Below are 1,513 nucleotides of genomic sequence, written 5' to 3'. Positions count from 1 at the left end.
TTCTGTTAAACGGACGGCAAAGTTACTAAATTTTTTCTTAATATTCTCATACAATAATTGTTGCGTAAATTGTTCACTTTCAAAGTGCCCGATGTCTGCAATCATCAACTTTCCTTCCGCGTCAAAAAACTCATGGTATTTGTAATCGGCGGTAATAAATATATCGGCCCCGGCGTCTATGGCATACTTTAGCAGGAAGCCTCCGGCGCCGCCGCACACGGCTACTTTTTTAATGTGCTTGCCCGTAAATGCCGTATGCCTGATGACGTGCGTATGCATCTTTTCTTTGATATGATACAAAAATGCCTCTTCGTCCATCGGCAACTCCAATTCGCCGATCATCCCCGAGCCTACCGCCTGACTTTGGTTGGTCATTGGATACAGGTCGTAGGCCACTTCTTCGTAGGGGTGCGATAGTACCAGCGCCATTAATATTTTGCTTTCGGCTATGGCAGGGTAAATGGTTTCTACCCGGATCTCTTCCTCCCGGTGGCGCTTGCCCGTTTCGCCAACAAAAGGGGTGGCGTTTTCATTCGGCTTAAACGTCCCGGTACCGTTCGCATTAAAACTCACCTCGCTGTAATTGCCGATATACCCTGCGCCGGCTTCAAACAAGGCATCCCTTACAGCATCCGCATGGCTGTGCGGCACATAAGTAACCAGTTTTTTTAGCAGGTTATGTTTGGGAACCAGGATGCGGGTGTTTTGCAGGCCAAGCGTTTCGCAGATCTTCGCGTTTACGCCCGGCAATACATTATCCAGGTTGGTATGGATGGCATAAAGGGCGATGTTATTACGGATAGCTTTTTCTACCACCCGCTCCACATAGGATTTACCGTTAAACTTTTTTAGACCGCGAAAAACGATCGGGTGGTGCGAGATGATCACCTGGCAATTGTGGATGATGGCTTCATCAACCACCGCTTCCGTGCAATCCAACGAGATGAGCGCCTGGGACACTTCCTGGTCGGGCCGGCCGACGATGAGACCGGCATTATCATAATCTTCCTGGTAAGCCAGCGGCGCTATGCTTTCGAGGTAGTTGGTGAGTTGGGATAATTTCATGATGGGATTTCACTGATGTTAGAATGATTACACCGATAAACCAACTTGTTCAGTTGGGATACGCGAATGGTTTCAAATTTACGTGAATTTCATTTAAAGCTTCCGATGTTTTTATATAGAAACGCTTTCAATTCCCAAAAGGTCTGTGGAAATAAAAAAAGGCTATCATCCCCTGCGTCCAAATTTTACACATCAGGGCCCTTGCCACCTGGCTCGGGTGCCTCACCATGACTCCAATACACAATATGCCATTTCCCGCTCCCGAAAATGACAATTCTGTTTTGCCGTTCGTTCTGTTTTGGGTATGGGTGTGTCGTACTGATTAGGGTTGTCACAAGGAGATCCGGATCATGAATATAGAAAGAATAAAACAGCAAATCATATTCGAATATTTGTCAGGCGATATAAGCCTGCGTAAATTGGCCTTCAAATATGATTATGATCATAA

1 protein-coding gene is annotated in these 1,513 nt (G+C 46.1%); it reads right to left on the bottom strand.

Annotated features, from left to right (window positions below; translation table 11 throughout):
* A partial coding sequence (locus QZY09_RS20500; RefSeq protein WP_295675519.1) for a Nif3-like dinuclear metal center hexameric protein occupies positions 1-1,065 on the bottom strand: 1,065 nt, incomplete at its 3' end.
* Between the last annotated feature and the right edge of the window lie 448 nt (positions 1,066-1,513).

The organism is uncultured Mucilaginibacter sp. (assembly GCF_903913935.1).
GTDB lineage: Bacteria > Bacteroidota > Bacteroidia > Sphingobacteriales > Sphingobacteriaceae > Mucilaginibacter.
Note: the sequence above shows the minus strand (reverse complement) of the source record. Positions and strands in the feature narration are given on the sequence as shown.